Origin of the sequence: Arthrobacter sp. Alg241-R88 (assembly GCF_900537115.1) — a bacterium.
Classification (GTDB): domain Bacteria; phylum Actinomycetota; class Actinomycetes; order Actinomycetales; family Micrococcaceae; genus Arthrobacter.
Genome location: NZ_UNRG01000003.1, coordinates 354,186 through 370,329, shown reverse-complemented (window position 1 = coordinate 370,329; position 16,144 = coordinate 354,186). Strand labels below are relative to the sequence as shown.

General features: G+C 66.0%; 12 protein-coding genes and 1 pseudogene. 3 read left to right on the top strand and 10 right to left on the bottom strand.

Annotation, left to right across the window (positions count from 1 at the left end; genetic code table 11):
- The first annotated feature begins 24 nt into the window (after positions 1-24).
- Positions 25-1,170, top strand: a complete 1,146-nt coding sequence (locus tag G6R19_RS10220; RefSeq protein ID WP_163164480.1) for a ScyD/ScyE family protein — start codon at positions 25-27, stop codon at positions 1,168-1,170.
- 76 nt (positions 1,171-1,246) lie between these two features.
- Here the strand turns inward: G6R19_RS10220 and rbfA are convergent, their stop codons facing one another.
- From rbfA to rimP, 5 genes are all read right to left on the bottom strand, one after another.
- Entirely contained in the window at positions 1,247-1,756 is a 510-nt protein-coding gene (rbfA, locus tag G6R19_RS10215; protein WP_163164478.1) for a 30S ribosome-binding factor RbfA, read from the bottom strand.
- Between the two features lie 239 nt (positions 1,757-1,995).
- Positions 1,996-4,920 carry a translation initiation factor IF-2 gene (infB, locus tag G6R19_RS10210; protein WP_163164476.1) on the bottom strand — a complete coding sequence of 975 codons (2,925 nt, stop codon included), beginning with the start codon at positions 4,918-4,920 and terminating at the stop codon, positions 1,996-1,998.
- Positions 4,921-5,072: 152 nt separating this feature from the next.
- On the bottom strand, positions 5,073-5,414 hold the full coding sequence (locus G6R19_RS10205) for a YlxR family protein (protein WP_346010079.1): 342 nt from the start codon (positions 5,412-5,414) through the stop codon (positions 5,073-5,075).
- Between the two features lie 205 nt (positions 5,415-5,619).
- Positions 5,620-6,600 (bottom strand): transcription termination factor NusA, encoded by a 981-nt coding sequence (gene nusA, locus G6R19_RS10200; RefSeq protein WP_163164472.1) that lies wholly within the window; start codon positions 6,598-6,600, stop codon positions 5,620-5,622.
- The gene (gene rimP / locus G6R19_RS10195; protein WP_163164470.1) at positions 6,600-7,208 is read right to left on the bottom strand and encodes a ribosome maturation factor RimP; all 609 of its coding nucleotides are present in this window, start codon (positions 7,206-7,208) and stop codon (positions 6,600-6,602) included. The genes nusA and rimP overlap by 1 nt, the downstream gene beginning before the upstream one ends.
- A 289-nt stretch (positions 7,209-7,497) precedes the next feature.
- On the opposite strand from rimP, the gene G6R19_RS10190 reads away from it, so the two are divergent.
- Together G6R19_RS10190 and G6R19_RS10185 are read left to right on the top strand one after the other, a co-directional pair.
- Positions 7,498-8,445, top strand: coding sequence for a DUF4439 domain-containing protein (locus tag G6R19_RS10190; RefSeq protein ID WP_240341825.1), 948 nt, complete (start codon positions 7,498-7,500; stop codon positions 8,443-8,445).
- Between the two features lie 214 nt (positions 8,446-8,659).
- On the top strand, positions 8,660-9,703 hold the full coding sequence (locus G6R19_RS10185; RefSeq protein WP_163164468.1) for an aminoglycoside phosphotransferase family protein: 1,044 nt from the start codon (positions 8,660-8,662) through the stop codon (positions 9,701-9,703).
- 40 nt (positions 9,704-9,743) lie between these two features.
- Here G6R19_RS10185 and G6R19_RS10180 read toward each other — a convergent pair.
- From G6R19_RS10180 to ispG, 5 genes and pseudogenes are all read right to left on the bottom strand, one after another.
- A pseudogene (locus G6R19_RS10180) lies at positions 9,744-11,131 on the bottom strand (aminotransferase class V-fold PLP-dependent enzyme).
- Positions 11,132-11,175: 44 nt separating this feature from the next.
- The gene (locus G6R19_RS10175) at positions 11,176-11,979 is read right to left on the bottom strand and encodes a TSUP family transporter (RefSeq protein WP_163164466.1); all 804 of its coding nucleotides are present in this window, start codon (positions 11,977-11,979) and stop codon (positions 11,176-11,178) included.
- Between the two features lie 10 nt (positions 11,980-11,989).
- Positions 11,990-13,801: a proline--tRNA ligase gene (locus G6R19_RS10170; protein ID WP_163164464.1), complete on the bottom strand. Its 1,812-nt coding sequence runs from the start codon at positions 13,799-13,801 to the stop codon at positions 11,990-11,992.
- Positions 13,802-14,095: 294 nt separating this feature from the next.
- Positions 14,096-14,986, bottom strand: coding sequence for a DUF4081 domain-containing GNAT family N-acetyltransferase (locus G6R19_RS10165; RefSeq protein WP_163164675.1), 891 nt, complete (start codon positions 14,984-14,986; stop codon positions 14,096-14,098).
- Positions 14,949-16,115, bottom strand: coding sequence for a flavodoxin-dependent (E)-4-hydroxy-3-methylbut-2-enyl-diphosphate synthase (ispG, locus tag G6R19_RS10160; RefSeq protein ID WP_163164462.1), 1,167 nt, complete (start codon positions 16,113-16,115; stop codon positions 14,949-14,951). The genes G6R19_RS10165 and ispG overlap by 38 nt, the downstream gene beginning before the upstream one ends.
- Positions 16,116-16,144: the final 29 nt, after the last annotated feature.

Below are 16,144 nucleotides of genomic sequence, written 5' to 3'. Positions count from 1 at the left end.
CAGGGCGCCAAAACGGAGTACCCAATGAAAATAAAGTTTCCAATGGTCGCATGCCTCGCTGCCGCGGCACTCGTTGTTCCTGCCGGGCCTGCCATGGCGGGTTCCGATGAGCACCCTCCGCGCACGTTGGCCGAGGGTTTGGCTGCACCTCTCAGCCTGGCCGTGGATGCGGAGGAATCCGTTCTCGTCACCCAGAACTTCGCAGGCCTCCTCAGCCGCGTCAACGACGACGGCACTACTACGACGCTCTATCAGGCCCAAGAGGGCTGGGACGTTGGCGGCGTGGAAGTCCGGCATGGAATCACCTACTTTTTTGAGAGCGTGGGCGCCGGCATGGGCGATCCTGAAGCTCTCCAAGGCCATTTGAAGTCCATTGACGAGGACGGAGACGTCCGGACCATCGCGGATCTGGCCCGCTACGAACGCAAGCACAACCCGGACGGTGATCAGCATTACGGCTTTGAACCTGACGTCTCGGACGAGTGCCTGGCGAACTGGCCTGAGTTTCCGCCTGCGCGCTACAAGGGCGGGGTGGACTCACATCCCTACGGCATGGCGGTGCGGAGCGGCAACGCGTATGTAGCCGACGCGGGCGCGAACGCCATCCTGGAAGTAGACCTCGAGAGCGGCCACATTTCCACTCTTGCAGTGCTGCCGCCGCGGCCCACCGTTATTCCGGAAAGCGCTACCCGTCCGGAGGAGGAGGGCGGCCTTGGCGTGCCAGCTTGCGTTGCCGGGAAGGAATACGCTTTTGAGTTTGTTCCCACGGACGTTGAGATTGGGCCGGATGGCTGGCTTTATGTAACTTCCCTGCCCGGCGGCCCGGAAAGCCCGGCGCTGGGTGAGCGCGGCGCGATATTCAAAGTCAACCGGTGGACCGGCGAGACAAAGCTCTGGGCCGAGGACATCCTTTCCCCCACCGGCCTTGCCATCGGGGACGACGGGGATGTCTATGTGGCTTCACTCTTCGGCGGCAATATCCTGAAGTTCAATGGCTCGAGGGACCACCCTTCCGAGTTCCTGGCGGTAAACCAGCCAGCCGCCGTCGAATTCCAGGACGGACACCTGTACGCAACAGTTGACGCGTTGTCCGGCGCCCCGGCCGGCCCGGGAGCGCCTCCTCCAGCAGAACCGTTCCTGGGCAAGGTGATCCGGGTTCATATCGACTAGTCAGCCAACATAGTTCTCCGGGAAGCAGAAGGCCCGCACCATATGGTGCGGGCCTCTTGCTGACCATTCTCGCTGGTTACTTCCTGCCGTCTTCGTCGAGTTCTTCGTCGTCATTGACGTCGAAGTCCTCTTCATCAAAATCGTCTTCGTCGATGTCCACATCAGCAGACGCATCGCTCCGGTAGGGATCAGCGTCCCCTGCATGCCGGGCCTGCGCCGCCAGGGCGGCCACTTCGGCGTCACGCTTCTTGGCTTCCCGGAGCAGGTCCTCAAGGTTGGACGCGATAACGGGAATCTCATCAGAGACGAATTCAAGGGTGGGAGTCAGCCGAATACTCAGGTTGCGCCCCACCTCCTGCCGAAGCACACCCTTGGCCTTCTCCAGGCCCTTGGCAGCATCAGCCTGAACAGCCTGGTCGCCAAGAACGGTGTAGTAGAGGGTGGCATGCTGCAGATCATTCGTCACCCGGGCATCGGTAACAGTGATGCCCTCCAGCCGAGGATCCTTAACCTTCCGGCCCAGGGCCTCAGCAACAACAACCTTAATCCGCTGCGCCAACTTGGCAGCACGTGCCGGATCAGCCATTTCCACTCCTAAAAAATTTGGGGGTACGACGACGTCGTGCAACAGACGTACCCAGTTTTGAACAGTTTGATGCCACGCGCCTCGTGGTGAGGCAGGGACGAAGCCGGAGAGTTTTGGGGGCGCCCGGGAGTGGCATCGGGCCTACCGGAGCTGGGCGGCAGAGGATCGCAAGATCCTTTGCCGCCCAGCGTAGGGGCGGGGCGCCCCCAAAACTCGGAGGCGCCCCAACAACAGACAGACTAGACGCGCGGCTTCTCACGCATCTCGAAGGTCTCGATGATGTCGCCTTCGGTGATGTCGTTGTACGAGCCAAGACCGATACCACACTCGAAGTCCGTGCGGACCTCGGTGGCGTCGTCCTTGAAGCGCTTGAGCGTCTCAACGGTGAGGTTGTCACCGATGATCTTGCCGTCGCGGCTGATGCGGGCCTTCGTGTTGCGTCGGATGATACCCGAGCGGACGATGGAGCCGGCGATGTTTCCGAACTTGGAGGAACGGAAGACTTCGCGGACCTCGGCGGTGCCCAGCTGGAATTCTTCGTATTCCGGCTTGAGCATGCCCTTGAGCGCCATCTCGATGTCATCAATTGCGGAGTAGATGACGGAGTAGAAGCGCATGTCCACGCCTTCGCGGTCTGCCAGTTCGGCAACCCGCTCGGCAGGCTTGACGTTGAAGCCAATGATGACGGCGCTGTCCACCGTCGCCAGGTTGACGTCGTTCTGCGTGATGGCACCAACACCGCGGTGGATGACGCGCAGCTGCACGCCTTCGCCGACGTCGATCTTGAGCAGGGCGTCCTCGAGGGCTTCCACGGCACCGGACACGTCACCCTTGAGGATGAGGTTGAGGGTGTCGATCTTGCCGTCGGCCACTGCCTGGTCGAAGTCTTCCAGGCTGATGCGCTTGCGGCGCTTGGCCAGGGCTGCGTTGCGGTCGGCTGCTTCACGCTTCTCGGCGATCTGGCGGGCGGTGCGCTCGTCAGCGGTCACGAAGAAGGTGTCGCCTGCACGCGGCACGTTGGACAGACCCAGCACCTGGACGGGGCGGGACGGGCCGGCCTCGGTCAGGGCGCTGCCGTCGTCGTCGAACATCGCACGGACACGGCCATGGGCCGTGCCTGCAACGATGGTGTCGCCGACGCGGAGCGAGCCGGACTGCACCAGGACGGTGGCCACGGAACCGCGGCCCTTGTCCAGGTTGGCTTCGATCGCGATACCGCGGGCGTCCTTGTTCGGGTTGGCGCGCATGTCCAGGGCAGCGTCTGCGGTGAGCAGGACTGCCTCGAGCAGCTCGTCGATGTTGAGGTTCTGGCGGGCAGAGACCTCCACGAACATGGTGTCGCCACCGTATTCTTCGGGAACGAGGCCGTACTCGGTCAGCTGGCCACGGACCTTGTCCGGGTTGGCGCCTTCCTTGTCGATCTTGTTCACGGCCACCACGATCGGCACGTTCGCTGCCTGTGCGTGGTTGAGGGCTTCAACGGTCTGGGGCATAACGCCGTCGTCCGCTGCGACCACCAGGATGGCGATGTCGGTCACCTTCGCACCACGGGCACGCATGGCGGTGAACGCCTCGTGGCCCGGGGTATCGATGAAGGTGATCTTCCGGTCGTTGCCTTCGTGGTTGTGCGTGACCTGGTAGGCACCGATGTGCTGCGTGATGCCACCGTGCTCGCCCGCCATAACGTCGGACTTGCGGATAGCGTCCAGCAGGCGGGTCTTACCGTGGTCCACGTGGCCCATAACGGTGACAACCGGAGGACGTGCCTCGAGGTCTTCGTCGCCTTCGGCTTCGAGCTCTGCTTCGAAGTCGATATCAAAGGTGGAGAGCAGCTCGCGCTCCTCGTCCTCCGGCGATACGACCTGGAGCTTGTAGCCAAGCTCTTCACCCAGCAGCGCAAAGGTTTCCTCGTCCAGCGACTGCGTGGCCGTTGCCATCTCACCGAGGTGGAACAGCACGGTTACCAGTGCGGCGGGGTTTGCCTCGATCTTGTCGGCGAAGTCCGTGATGGACGAGCCGCGGCGGAGCCGGATCACAGTGTTGCCGTCGCCGCGGGGTACGCTCACGCCACCCAGCGACGGGGCACTCATCTGCTCAAGTTCCTGGCGCTTTGCGCGCTTCGACTTGCGCTGCTTGCCACGTCCGGCGCCGCCCTTGCCGAAGGCACCCTGGGTGCCGCCGCGTCCGCGGCCGCCCTTGCCAAAGCCACCACCGGCGGGAGCACCGCCGCCACCACCGGGACCACCGGTACCGGGAGCGCCACCCGGGCGTCCGGGACCGCGGCCACCGGCACCGGGACGGCCTGCACCAGCGGGTGCGGGACGCTCGGTACGGTTGGGCATCATGCCCGGAGTAGGACGGTTTCCACCTGCACCTGCCGGACGCGGTGCGCCCGGACGGGGGCCACCGGCACCGGCTGCGGGGCGGGGTCCGCCTGCACCGGCCGCGGGACGCGGACCACCCGGACGGGGGCCACCGGCACCTGCTGCGGGACGCGGACCACCGGGACGGTCGCCGTCGGTACGGCTTCCACCCGGACGGGGCATGCCCTGGGAGGTGGCAAACGGGTTGTTGCCCGGGCGGGGAGCCCGGTCGCCGTCGCCGCCACGGCCCCGGGGCATGCCCTGGGAAGTAGCGAAGGGGTTGTTGCCCGGACGGGGACCGCCGGGACGGGGAGCGGAACCACCCTGTGATCCGCCGGAGCGGGTGGGCGGAGCCGGGGTTTCGGCCTTGGGGGCCGGGCGTGCACCGGGCTTTGCGCCGGTGGACGGAGCAGCGGGAGCAGCCGGAGCTGCTGGCGCGCTGGCTGCCGGTGCCGCAGGGGCGCTGGCTGCCGGTGCAGCAGGGGCGGGTGCCGGTGCAGCCGGGGCGGCGGGGGCAGGTGCCTGCGCCTTGGGGGCCGGAGCCTTGGGCGCTGCCGGACCGGGAGCGGGGGTTGAAGGACGCGCCTCTGCCGCCGGAGCGGTTGCCTTGGGCGCGGCGGCCGGTGCTGATGCCTTGGCAGCAGCATCGGGGAAGGCGTTGCGCAGTTTACGCACAACGGGGGCCTCAATGGTGGAAGAGGCGGAGCGAACGAATTCGCCCAGTTCCTGCAGTTTTGTCACTGCATCTTTGGAAGTAATACCGAGCTCTTTGGCGAGCTCATGTACGCGGACCTTGGCCACATTTCTCCTGTCTCGGTCCGCACCGAGCCAGGCACGAACCGTCTACTTCTTACTGCGGGCCCAAGCCGCGATTGCTGCAGAAGGGCCCATTGCAGAGCGCAACAAAGTTGTCATCGTTGCGCACTCATCGCTGGGAACTCATCGGGTTTCCATCAGATTTCTGACCCGCTTTCAGGTTGGACGGTTGGTGTTGCAGTTGCCGTGGCTGCAACTTTCGTGCCTGACCTAATCCAGTCTTCGACGGCGGCCGTTCCGGTTGCGCCCGCAAGGGCACGTCCGAAAGCCCGCCGTTTGATCGCCAGAGCCAGGCACGATTCGCTGGGGTGCAGCCATGCACCCCGGCCAGCCATCCGGCGTCGTTCATCCACCAGGACAGCGGTTGATCCGCTGCCGTCGGCGACGAGCCGGAGTAATTCATTCCGCTTGCCCTTTTTCCGACAGCCGATGCAGGTACGTTCCGGTTGATTCCCGGTGGAAAGCACTGCCACGGTCATCTTCCTGACGTTCATATCTGCTGGCCCCGGAATGCCTGACCTTTCGCTTGCTCAGCGAAAGGGGGCACGCGCAGGGCGCACGACTGCCGGCCGTTGGGCGCGGCCTTTTCTATTCTAGCCCCTCCGGGCCGTTCTGCCCGAAACCCCGCTGCGGTTCCGGCGTGGCAGCCCGTGGCGGGCAGCTGGTTTGCCCTTGCCCGGGCAGCTAGTTTTCCCGCGCGGTTGCGGCGTCGGAGACGATGTCGATCCGCCAGCCGGTGAGTTTGGCAGCCAGGCGGGCGTTCTGGCCCTCCTTGCCGATCGCCAGGGACAGCTGGTAGTCGGGAACCACCACACGGGCGGAGCGGGTGGCTTCGTCGGTGATGGTGACCGAATTCACCCGCGACGGGGACAGCGCACTGGCAATGAACGTGGCAGGGTTCTCGCTGAAATCGACTATGTCGATCTTTTCGTCGTTGAGCTCCGTCATCACTGCCCGGACGCGCGACCCCATTTCACCGATGCACGCACCCTTGGCGTTGATGCCCGGGGTGTTGGCCTTGACGGCAATCTTGGTGCGGTGGCCTGCTTCCCGGGCCAGTGCCACGATCTCGACGGAGCGGTCGGCGATTTCCGGTACTTCCAGTTCGAAGAGTTTCCGGACCAGTCCCGGGTGGGACCGGGAAAGCGTCACGGACGGTCCCTTGTTGCCGCGGTGGACATCGATGACCAGGGCACGCAGGCGGTTGCCGTGGATGTACTTTTCCCCTGGAACCTGTTCGGGCGGGGGCAGGAGCGCTTCAACGGTGCCGAGGTTGACCTGGACCATGTGCGGGTTGTGGCCCTGCTGGATGGTTCCGGACACCAGTTCGCCTTCGCGGCCCTTGAACTCGCCCAGGACGTTGTCGTCCTCGACGTCGCGCAGCCGCTGCAGGATGATCTGGCGGGCGGTGCTCGCGGCGATGCGGCCGAACCCCTCCGGGGTGTGCTCGAACTCGCCGATGGGGGCGCCGTCGTCGTCAATCTCCACGGCCCAGATCGTCACGTGGCCGCTCTTGCGGTCCAGCTCCGCGCGGGCCTTTTCGAAGGCGCCGGGCGACTTGTGGTAAGCCACCAGGAGCGCCTGCTCAATGGTGGGAATCAGGAGGTCCAGCGGAATTTCACGCTCACGCTCCAGAAGTCTCAGTGCGCTCATGTCAATATCCATCAGGCCTCCTCAGAAGGTCCATTGTGTTCAGGTTCCAGACCGTCCTCGTTGAGGTGGCTGAATTCGATCTCGACTTTTCCGTTGCGGATCCTGTCGAAAGGAAGCTTGATGGGATCGCCTTGCTTGGGCTTCATTCCCTTTTTGACCGCGATCTCGGGCACGAGCGTCACGCCGGCGTCGTCCACTGACTTGATGCGGCCCATGATGTTGTCGCCCTGGACAACGTTGACCTTGACCATCCTGCCCTTGGCGCGGTGCCAGTGGCGGGGTTCTGTCAGTGGCCGGCCCACTCCGGGCGACGAGACTTCGAGGTCGTAGGGACGGCCGTCGTCGGCGGGATCGTTGTCCAGCACGTCGGACAGGACCTTGGAGATGTCGGCGATGACGTCCAGGCTCACTCCGCCGGTTTCCTCCTGGGGAAGGTCCACCACTACGTGGACCACCCGGTGCGAACCGGGGATGATTGCCACGTCCTCAAGGTACAGGCGGTTGGCCTGGACCGAGGGTTCAAGGAGGGCCCTGAGCCGTGCAGCTTCCGGATTGTGTGCGGCGTCAGCCTTACCCGTTCCGGTATGGTCTGATGAAGCCGTGGCTTCTGCATTGCTCACGATGCCGGCCGCCTCCCGTTAGATGATGTTGTGTGTACTAGCGTAGCTATTTTACCGGTTCATTGGTGCACAGAGTTTCCCTCCCGGCGTGACACCATGGTCTGTTGTGAAAGACGACAGCCAGGAAAACCCGCCGCGAATGCGCTATTTCCGGTACGCCGTTTTGTCGCTCACAGCCCTCCTTGTCCTGAGCCTGGGTTTCGTGTTGATCCCGGCTGAACCGCCTGCACCCGCGGAACCACCCTTCTCTGAACAGGCGCGCACAGCTGCGTTGGAACAGACTTTGAGTTTGCGTTCCACCGGGATGGCGCTTGCCGCTCCCGGAGGGAATGCGGCCGCCGGTGGAACCCCGGCAGGCCCGCTGGACCGTGTTGTGACCTTGCTGACCATTCAGGCCAGGGCGCTGCTGCTTCCTGCCGCGGCTTCGGCTGAGACTGCCGCGCCGGCCGCTGCGACGGCGTCGCTTCCCGCCGGCGCAGCCGCGCCCCCCGCTACTCCCCCGCCGTCGAATCCTCCTGCCCAGGCGACCCTGGCTGAGTTTGCGGCCTCCCTCGCCGCCAGCGGGCAGCAACGGCTCAAGGACGCGGAAACGGCCGACGGCGGCATGGCACGCCTGCTGGCGGCAAGCGGCACCGCGCAGCTTCTGGCAGCCGAACAGCTTGGGGCGCCGGCCGCACCGGCCCCGGAAGGCCAGTCACCGGACGCGAAGCCGTCCCCCACTGGGAAAGTAACGGCAGCCGGCCCGGGTTCTACTGAACCAGCAGGAGCGTCAGCCTGCCCTGCGACGCCGGCGGACGGGAGCATCAGCGTGGGGGCCGCACTGGCCGCCGCGGCTGAAGCCGAACTGGAGGCAGTGTATGGCTACCAGGCCGCCCTCACCCGTCTTTCCCCGGAAGGAGCGCGGCCGGCGTCGGACTTCCTGGCGCAGCACCAGGACCTGGCGGACCAGGCCGCAGCCTACAGCCTCATGCACTGCGGGGAACCGTCCCCGCAACCGCCCGGGTACGTCCTGGACCCGGGATTCCTCGACGCTCCGGCCGCCGGGCTCGCCCGACTGGAGGCAGCCGCCTTGCCGGCCTACGGAGACATCGTGGCCATCACCGGCTCAACCACCCGGGCCTGGGCCCTGTCGGCACTCCAGGGAGCAGCCCGCCGCGCCCAGCACTGGGGCGCCGATGCAAACCCTCTGCCGGGCCTCGCCCTGGACGAAGCGCAGCTTCCGCAACTGCCGGTGTAGGAAGAACGCACGGCGCCCTGGCCGCGCACCTGTCCGGGTGGCGGCAGGCGGAGCCCTCGGCGCTCGTCGCCACGTTCAGCGTTGGCGACCTGCTCGGTGCCACAGGCGTGGTGTAAGGAAGCACCTGCCACACCGGCCGCTGCTCGGTGCCACAGGCGTGGTGTAAGGAAGCACCTGCCACACCGGCCGCTCCCCTGCGCCTAGGCTGGGACTGATGAGCGAGCCAGTTGCAGTACCAATCCCACCTGACCTCACTGCGCGGTACACCCGCAGCAGCGCAGGGCGGGCGTGGCTCGCGTCGCTGCCGGACCTCATCCAGGGCCGGCTGGAGGACTGGCAGCTGACGCCGGACCTGCCTTCCGGCGCCCTGCCCTGGAACGGCCACGGCGGCGTGGTCATCCCCGTGCGGCAGCCGGACGGCACCCAGGCAGTCCTCAAAGTCGCCTTCCCGCACGACGAAGCCCGGGGGGAGCGGCACGCCCTGGACCTCTGGCACGGACGGGGAGCGGTGGCACTGCTGGCGTCCGATGCAGGAACGTGTGCCATGCTCCTGGAAAGGCTCGACGGCGAACGCTCCCTCAGCGCTGTCCCAATAGACGACGCCGTGGTGGTGTGGGCGGGCTTGGTGCGGAAACTGAGCCTCAGGCCCGATGACCGGCCGCAGTGGCAGGAGTTCGAACACATCGCCGCCCGTGCTGAGCAATGGAGTGACGACCTGCCGGCTGACTGGGAACAGCTGGGACGCCCGTTCCCCCGCTGGCTGCTGGAGGCCGCCCTTGAGGTGTGCCAGACCCGCGGGGCAGTGGGACGGCGTTCGGCACGGGACGCCCTGGTCCACACGGACCTGCACTTCCTCAACGTCCTTGCCCGCCCGGCTGCGTCCGCCCCGGCAGGACCTCCGGCGCCGGCCGGTTACGCCGCCATCGACCCCCAGCCGATGATCGGCGAGCCGGAGTTTGCGGTGGCCCCGTTGTTGTGGAACCGCCTGTCCGACTTGCCCGTGAACGGGGCAGAAGCCGGCCTGCGCCGGCGCTGCACGGACTTCAGCTCCGCCGCGGGCCTGGACCCTGACGTCGCCCGGCAATGGGCCATTGCTCGGGAAGTGGCAAACGCCCTGGCGTATGCGGGCGAGCCCGACCATCGGGGCGACCTGGCCAGGTCCCTTTGGGTGGCCAGCACGCTGGCCGGCAAAACCCTCGACGGACTGCCCTCGGCGCACCGCCTGCCCGATCCGGGCGAAGCGGCCGGCGCACGCTGACCGCGAGTGGTACCGCGGCAACCAATGTGGCCGTGGCGGATCAGCTGCCGCGCACGGCGGCGAGGGCGGAGGCTACGGCTGCGACAGCGGTGTCCACCTCTTCCCCTGCTGTCTGCCAGTTGCTGACGGAAACCCGCAAAACGTCCCGGTCCCGCCAGCGGGAGCCTGACATCCACACTTTGCCGTCCGCGATGATGCGCGCCGTCACTGCACGGGTGGTGTCATCGTCGCCGAACGCCACGCAGACCTGGGTGTAGCCGACGTCGTTCAGTACCTCCGCGCCGTCGAGCCCTGCCAGCCCTGCGGCGATGTTCGAAGCCGCGGCCGCCAGTCCCCGCACTTGGCCTGCCACGCCCTCCCGGCCCAAACTCTTGAGGGCCGCCCACACCGGCACACCCCGGGCCCGGCGGGAGAGCTCAGGCACTTTTTCGAACGGGTCTCCCGGCCCCTCGGGGTCCTGGATGAGGTAACTGGTGTGCAGGCCCATGGCGGATCGAAGGGCCAATGCGTCGCGCACGATAGCAACGCCGCAGTCGTACGGCACGTTCAGGGTTTTGTGCGCATCAGTCCCCCACGAGTCAGCTCCCTCGTAGCCGCGCGTCAGGCTTCTAAGTTCCGGCACTGCCGCCGCCCAGAGACCGAACGCGCCATCGATGTGGACCCAGGCGCCGTGCTTCCGGGCGATGCTGATGGTTTCAGGGAAAGGGTCAAAAGCTCCGGAATGAAGGTTCCCTGCCTGCAGGCATACCAGGGCAGGACCGGAACCTTCAGCAAGAGCCGCCTCCAGGGCCGCCGGAATCATCCGCCCCTGATCGTCCGCGTCAACCACTGTGGGACGGCCCAGGCCGAGGTACCGGAGCGCAAGGTCCACGGTCTCATGCCGTTCCCGGCCCACGAAGCATCTGATGCGGGGTGCGCCGGCCAGTCCGTCGCCGTCGAGGTCCCAGCCGGCGTCGGCGAGGAGCCGCCAGCGCCCGGCGGCCAGGCCGGTGAAGTTGGCCATGGTGGCCCCGGTGACGAAGCCGACGTCGCACGCGGCAGGAAGGCCCAGCAGATCCAGGAGCCATGCGCCGGCGCTTTCCTCGATGGCTGCCATGGCGGGAGTGGCGTAGCGGAGGCCCGCGTTCTGGTCCCAGGCGCTGACCAGCCAGTCGGAGGCCAGGGCCGCGGGCAGCGTTCCCCCGATGACCCAGCCGAAGAAGCGGCCGGAGGGCATGGCCATAAGTCCGGGCTCGGCCGTTCGTGCCAGGAGGTCAACGACGTCCTCCGCGGCCATGCCGTTCGGGGGCAGCGGGCCGCCGAAGGCGTCGGTAAGGTCGTGGGCAGGCGGGGCCCAACCGGCCGGTCAGGAAGGCTACCGAGCCAGTCCCTCGCGTGGCCTGCCGCTGCGGACAAAGCCCGGGCGTACTCGCCTTCACCATGTGGCATATCTGCATGCTACGCCCCGCGTTTAGTGCCCACGAGGCCCTTTCCTACCCCTGTTGGGTGAAGTTCTCCTGCCAGACGTCGTACCCGAGCTTCAGGATCAGGGCGGCCACCACCACGAGGAAGACGACGCGGACGAAACGGCTCCCCTGCGCTACGGCCGTCCTTGCCCCAAGGTACCCGCCGGCCATATTGGCGACACCCAGCAGCAAGCCCAGGCCCCACAGGATGGAGCCGTGCGGCAGGAAGAACATCAGGGCACCTGCATTGGTTGCCATGTTCACGATCTTGGCTTTGGCACTGGCCTCGAGGAACGCGTACCCCATCGCCGAAACCAGGGCGATCACCAGGAAGGAACCGGTCCCCGGGCCAATCAGGCCGTCGTAAAAGCCGATGACGGCGCCGATCAGGCAGGCCACCACATAGTGCTTGTGGCCGTTGTGGCGCAGCGCGGTGATGTGCCCGGCATCCGGTTTCAGGGCAGTAAAGAGCGCCACGGCCACCAGCGCGGCGACGATGATGGGTTTGAACACGCTGGACGGCAGCGTGGCGGCCAGTATGGCGCCGCCAAAGCTGCCGGCCAGGGCGATCACGGCCATCGGCAGTGCCGTCCGCAGGTCCGGTCCCACCCGCCGGTAGTAGGTGACGGCGCTGGTTGCGGTTCCGAAGATGGATCCCAACTTGTTGGTAGCCAGCGCCTGCACCGGCGTGATGCCCGGGACCAGCAACAGGGTAGGGAGCTGGATCAGCCCGCCCCCGCCCACCACGGCGTCCACCCAGCCCGCGGCAAAACCAGCCAGCACGATCAAAACCAGCGTTGTGAGCTGGATGGACTCAAGCCCTAAGAGCACCTCGGCGCGGTCAGCTGGCGCGGACGGCGTTGACTACGTAGTCAACTGCCTTGTCTACCGCAACGTTCTCAGCCTCGCCGCTGCGGCGGTCCTTGATCTCCACCACGCCGTCCACCAGGCCTCGGCCCACGGCCAGGATGGTGGGTACGCCCAGCAGTTCAGCATCGCCGAACTTGACCCCCGGCGAAACCTTGGGCCGGTCATCGAGCAGGACCTCAAGGCCCGCAGCTGCCAGGTCCGCTGCAAGCCGCTCAGCGGTGGCGAAAATGTCTTCACCCTTGCCGACAGCCACCACATGGACGTCCGCCGGCGCAACCGCACGCGGCCACACCAGGCCCTTGGCGTCATTGTTGGATTCGGCCAGCGCTGCCACGGCCCGGGTGACACCCACGCCGTAGGAACCCATGGTCACCGTGACCTGCTTGCCGTTCTGGTCCAGGACCTTCAGCTCCAGGGCTTCGGCGTACTTCCGGCCGAGCTGGAAGATGTGGCCCATCTCGATTCCGCGGGCAGTTTCCAGCGGGCCGGAGCCGTCCGGGGCGGGATCGCCTTCGCGGACCTCCGTGCACTCGATGACACCGTCCCACGCGAAGTCCCTGCCTGCCACCAGCCCGAAGACGTGCTTGCCGGCTTCATTGGCACCGGTGACCCACGTGGTGCCGTTGACGATGCGCGGATCCACCAGGTAAAGGAGCTTCGATGCGCTTTCGCTGCCCAGCAGCGGTTCGTCCAGCGTCAGGCCGGGTCCGAGGTACCCCTTGACGATCAGCGGGTGCTTTTTGAGGTCATCGTCGTTGGCTGCTTCGAGGCCGATCTCCCCTGCGATCGGCAGGAAGGATCCAATGTTGGCTTCTACGCGCTTCAGGTCCACGCCGCGGTCGCCGGGAACGCCGATGACCACAAGCTGGCGGTCCCCGGTGGGCAGGGTAACGGCGAGGACTACGTTCTTGAGCGTATCCGCGGCAGTCCAGGCGCCGCCGTCGGCCTCGGAGCGGGGGGCGAGCTGGTTGGCAGCTGCCACCAGCGTTTCGATGGTGGGGGTGTCCGGCGTATCGAGGACCTCGGCCGCGGGAGCAGCGGAGAAGTCGATCTCTGCCGGCGCCACCGTGGTGACGGCCTCGACGTTGGCGGCGTAGCCGCCGGCTGAGCGGACGAAGGTGTCCTCACCGATGTCCGTGGGGTGCAGGAATTCTTCGCTCTTGGAGCCGCCCATGGCACCGGCGGTGGCGGTCACGGGAATGACTTCCAGGCCGAGGCGCTCGAAGATGCGCAGGTAGGCGCCGCGGTGGGCCGCGTAGCTGGCGTCCAGGCCGGCGTCGTCAACGTCGAATGAGTAGGAGTCCTTCATGATGAACTCACGTCCGCGCAGGAGGCCGGCGCGGGGGCGGGCTTCATCGCGGTACTTGTTCTGGATCTGGTAAAGGCTGAGCGGCAGGTCCTTATAGGAGGAGTAGAGGTCCTTGACCAGCAGCGTGAACATTTCCTCGTGGGTGGGAGCCAGCAGGTAATCGGCGCCCTTGCGGTCCTGGAGGCGGAACAGGCCTTCACCGTATTCGGTCCAGCGGTTGGTGGCCTCGTAGGGCTCACGGGGCAGGAGTGCCGGGAAGTGGACTTCCTGCGCCCCGATGTTCGCCATTTCCTCCCGGATGATGGCTTCAACCTTGCGAAGGACGCTCAGCCCCAGCGGCAGCCAGGTGTAAATACCAGGGGCGGCGCGGCGGATGTAGCCGGCGCGGACCAGCAGGCGGTGGCTCGCCACCTCGGCGTCGACGGGATCTTCACGCAGGGTGCGCAGGAATAGCTGGGACAGTCTTGTAACCACGGGGGTATCCGTTTCTGGGGAAGTGCTGGAGCAACAGCAGGCCGGGCATTTCGTCTGGGTACTAATCTACCGGCAAGCGCAGTAGAGCCACGCCCGGGAATACAAAGCCCCTGGCCCCCCAGAGGGCTGGTCATCGCATCCGGGCGTGGCTCAACGCCGTTATCGCCTAAGTACTGGTGAGGACTGGTGAGACCGCCCACGCCACTCCAGCGCAGCTAGATCGAACCTAAGTGATGACAGCCACAATTGACAAGTAATTTCAGAGAGAGGTCCCAATTACGGACATCTTGCGCCCTAGAACAGCACCGTAGCGAACGTTCCCACCTGCCGGAAACCGACCCGCTCGTACGTTGCCCGCGCCCGCAGATTAAAGCCGTTGACGTAGAGGCTCGTGATGGGTGCGATCTTTCTCGCCTGCTCCACTACTGAGGCCATGTATCCGGAACTGAGGCCCTGCCCGCGATAGAGCGGGTTCATCCAGACGCCCTGGACCTGGGTGACCTCGGACGTGACGGCGCCCAGTTCTGCCTTGAACACAACGTCGCCGGTTTTGTTGACGTGCGCCAGGGAATGGCCTTGGCGGATCAGTCCTTCCACGCGCCGGCTGTAGAACTCCCGGCCACCCAGGAAGGGGGAATACCCCACTTCCTCTTCGAACATGGCGGCGCAAGCTGGAAGGATGCGGTCAAAATCGGCGAGGTTTCCCGGTGCCAGATCCGGGTTGGACGCGACCAGCGGCGGGCCCTCGATGGTCATGAGTGGTTGCTCGTCCCGTACTTCGTGCGCCCGGTGGCCCAGCTCCACCAACTCCGCGTGAAGTGCCAACACCGCCGGGGCCGGTCCGAACGCCGAGGCATAGCGCCGTCCGGAGGCGTTGGCCGCTTCCGCAACTGCACCGGCAAACGCAGGATCCAGCTGGACCGGAACCAGGTTGGCTCCCGCCCAGCACGCACCCACCAGGATGCCGTCGTCGAACACTCCGATGACGCCGGCCCCGCCGCTGGTAGGCGCGGCGGTACCGACAGCGCGCAGATGAGCGAGGATGAAGACGTTTGTTACCGGATCACGCTGGGCCAGCAGCCTCAGCGCGGCCGTATCCGTCCCGTCCAGGGTGCGGACGAAAATCCCCGGCGGGTCGGGGACGTCCTTACGAGACGCTAACCACGGGGCTACCCTTGACAGCATCTTCGCCATCGGTCTCCCCCATCTCTTCCGCGATACGCATGGCCTCTTCGATCAGTGTCTCAACAATTTGACTCTCAGGGACAGTCTTGATGACTTCACCCTTCACAAAGATCTGGCCCTTGCCATTGCCGGAGGCAACACCAAGATCAGCCTCGCGGGCCTCGCCCGGGCCGTTCACCACGCAGCCCATGACTGCCACGCGCAGCGGAATCTCCATTCCTTCCAGGCCTGCGGTCACCTGCTCGGCGAGGGTGTAAACGTCCACCTGGGCACGGCCGCAGGACGGGCAGGAGACAATTTCAAGCTTGCGGGGTCGCAGGTTCAGGGACTGGAGAATCTGGTTGCCCACCTTGATCTCCTCTACCGGCGGGGCCGAGAGGGAAACGCGTATGGTATCTCCGATACCCCGGGACAGAAGGGCACCGAAGGCGGTGGCGGACTTGATGGTTCCCTGGAAGGCCGGGCCGGCCTCGGTCACGCCGAGGTGCAGCGGCCAGTCGCCTTTTTCTGCCAGCATCTCGTATGCGGCCACCATGATCACGGGGTCGTTGTGCTTGACGGAAATCTTGAAGTCGTGGAAGCCGTGCTCCTCAAACAGGGAAGCCTCCCAGACGGCGGACTCCACCAGCGCTTCCGGCGTTGCCTTGCCGTACTTCTTCAGGATCCCGGGTTCCAGCGAGCCTGCGTTCACGCCGATGCGGATGGAGGTGCCGTGGTCCCGGGCGGCAGCCGCGATTTCCTTGACCTGGTCGTCGAACTTCCGGATATTTCCCGGGTTCACGCGCACTGCGGCGCAGCCGGCTTCGATGGCCGCAAAGACGTATTTGGGCTGGAAGTGGATGTCCGCGATGACCGGAATCTGCGACTTCTTGGCAATGATCGGCAACGCTTCGGCGTCATCCGCCGAGGGGCAGGCGACGCGCACAATATCGCAGCCGGAGGCCGTGAGTTCAGCGATCTGCTGCAGGGTGGCGTTGATGTCCGTGGTGGGCGTGGTGGTCATGGACTGCACGCTGATGGGGAAGTCTGAGCCTACCCCTACGGAACCAACCTTGATCTGGCGGGTCTTGCGGCGGGGGGCGAGGACGGGCGGCGGTGCTGACGGCATTCCCAGGCTGACCGAGGTCACGTGGACTCCTAGAGTTGAAAGGGTATTGA

Bases quoted from the DNA above. Each gene is read 5' to 3' on its own strand.
- rbfA (WP_163164478.1), bottom strand. From the start codon at position 1,756: ATGGCTGATCCGGCACGTGCTGCCAAGTTGGCGCAGCGGATTAAGGTT.
- G6R19_RS10185 (WP_163164468.1), top strand. From the start codon at position 8,660: ATGAGCGAGCCAGTTGCAGTACCAATCCCACCTGACCTCACTGCGCGG.
- G6R19_RS10220 (WP_163164480.1), top strand. From the start codon at position 25: ATGAAAATAAAGTTTCCAATGGTCGCATGCCTCGCTGCCGCGGCACTC.
- nusA (WP_163164472.1), bottom strand. From the start codon at position 6,600: ATGGATATTGACATGAGCGCACTGAGACTTCTGGAGCGTGAGCGTGAA.
- G6R19_RS10165 (WP_163164675.1), bottom strand. From the start codon at position 14,986: ATGCTGTCAAGGGTAGCCCCGTGGTTAGCGTCTCGTAAGGACGTCCCC.
- G6R19_RS10205 (WP_346010079.1), bottom strand. From the start codon at position 5,414: ATGACCGTGGCAGTGCTTTCCACCGGGAATCAACCGGAACGTACCTGC.